The organism is Streptomyces himastatinicus ATCC 53653, from assembly GCF_000158915.1.
Lineage (GTDB): Bacteria > Actinomycetota > Actinomycetes > Streptomycetales > Streptomycetaceae > Streptomyces > Streptomyces himastatinicus.
Map to the genome: position 1 here is coordinate 4,956,027 of NZ_GG657754.1, position 1,678 is coordinate 4,957,704.

A 1,678-nucleotide genomic window follows, 5' to 3' on the forward strand; every position below is an offset into this window, starting at 1 on the left:
CGGGTCGGGGCCCGGTATCGCCCGCTGCTTTTCGCGCGGCGGGGCGCGCTCTCGGGGGCGGGGGGCCGCTCCGTACCCCCGGCGTCCGGGGGGAACTCGTGGCGGGCTCGCAGTCTCGCCTGGGTCAGGATGCTGAGGGTCAGCAGCGGGAGCAGCAGTGTCAGGGCCGGGGTCGGGCCCCAGCCCGCGGACAGGACCGCGCCCGCCAGGACGAGGCGTTCGGCGACCAGGACCTCGTGGGCACGTAATGCCCGTACGGGGGTCAGCGCGGCCGCGGCGCGCAGCAGCGGGGTGAAGGCGGTGATGCCGCAGGCCGCCGCGGCGAGCAGGAGGGCGGCGAAGGCGGTCCGTCCGGCGGGGGCGGTGAGCGGTACGCAGGCCGCGGCGGTGACGATCGCGGCCGCGTACAGCAGGGCGGCGGTGCGCGCCGCGTAGCGGACGCCGCGGAGGACGGGGAGCGTGTGGTAGCCGCCGCTGCGGTCGCCTTCGACGTCGCGGAGGGTGCCGACCAGGTTGGACGCGGTGTCGTGGGCCCAGAAGGCGAGGGCGGCCAGCAGGACGGCGGGCCACCGGGGTTCGGCGCCGGCGGTCATCGCGCCGAAGACGACGGTGAGTGCCGTCAGCGCGCCCCGCACCGCGTTGCCGGACAGCCCGCGGCCCTTGAACACCTTGCTGTACGCGACGATGCCCGCCATGCCGCCCGCGACCAGCAGCAGCGCGGGCCAGGCGGCCAGCGCGGTGACGACGGCGGCCGCGAGGGCGCACAGGAGTCCGGAGGCCACGGCCGCGCGGGGGCTCAGCCGCCCGGAGGGGATCGGGCGCTGGGGCTTGGCCGTGGCGTCGAGGTCGCGGTCGAAGTAGTCGCCGAGGTAGTGCCCGGCGATCCAGCTCAAGGTGGGGGCGGCCCAGGCGGCCCACAGATGCGCCGCGGAGGGTGGGCCGTCGGCCAGCGCGGCTCCGGCCAGGCCGACCAGGCCGGGGTAGGAGAGGGTGTACGGCCGCCAGGTCTGGAGATGCGCCCCGCAGCCGGTGGCGAGCGCGCCGGACACGGTCACCGCTCCCGGTCGGCGGAGAAGTCCGCGATGGCGGCGAGCACGGCGGAGCCCTCGGTCGGCGGAAGTTCCGCGAGGCAGTTCTTGGCGTGGGCGACCTCCGCCCGAGTGCGTTCGCGCGCGGCCCGCAGCGCGCCGGTGGAGTCCAGGACGCGGCGTACGGCGTCGTAGGCGTCCGGCGCGGGCAGCGTGCCCCGCAGCGCGGTGCGCAGGGCGTCGCGTTCGGCGGCGTCGGCCCGCTCGTACGCCATGAGCAGGGGGAAGGTGGGGCGCCCGTTGGCGGTGTCGCTGAGCGCGGACTTGCCGGTGGCGGCCGCTTCGCTGGTGTACGGCAGCAGGTCGTCGTGCATCTGGAAGGCGAGCCCGAGGTGTTCGGCGTTAGCCGGTGAGGGCGCGCTGTGCGGTGGCGTCGCCGCCGCCCAGGAGGGCCCCGGCGTGGCAGGAGCCGCGGAAGAGGGCGCCGGTCTTGAGCGAGATCATCGTGAGGTAGCGGTCGAGCCCGCACGCCGCGTCGCGGCACAGCTCGGCCTCCATCGCCTGGCCGCGACAGAGGTCGACCCCGGCGCGTGCGAGGACGCGTACGGCGTCCAGCAGCCGGTCGGCGGGCAGGCCCTGGTCGGCGCATT

At 76.6% G+C, this 1,678-nt stretch carries 3 protein-coding genes; all 3 read right to left on the bottom strand.

Annotated features, from left to right (window positions below):
• On the bottom strand, positions 1 to 1,055 hold a 1,055-nt coding region (locus tag SSOG_RS20725), incomplete at its 3' end, for a UbiA family prenyltransferase (RefSeq protein WP_078510356.1).
• Entirely contained in the window at positions 1,052 to 1,402 is a 351-nt protein-coding gene (locus SSOG_RS48635) for a polyprenyl synthetase family protein (RefSeq protein WP_050799913.1), read from the bottom strand. The genes SSOG_RS20725 and SSOG_RS48635, both read right to left, overlap by 4 nt.
• A 28-nt stretch (positions 1,403 to 1,430) precedes the next feature.
• Positions 1,431 to 1,678: polyprenyl synthetase family protein (locus tag SSOG_RS57500; RefSeq protein WP_039938206.1), on the bottom strand; the 248-nt coding region annotated here is incomplete at its 5' end.

Excerpts from the sequence above, each read along its gene's own strand:
- SSOG_RS48635 (WP_050799913.1), bottom strand. The coding sequence starts at position 1,402 with ATGCACGACGACCTGCTGCCGTACACCAGCGAAGCGGCCGCCACCGGC.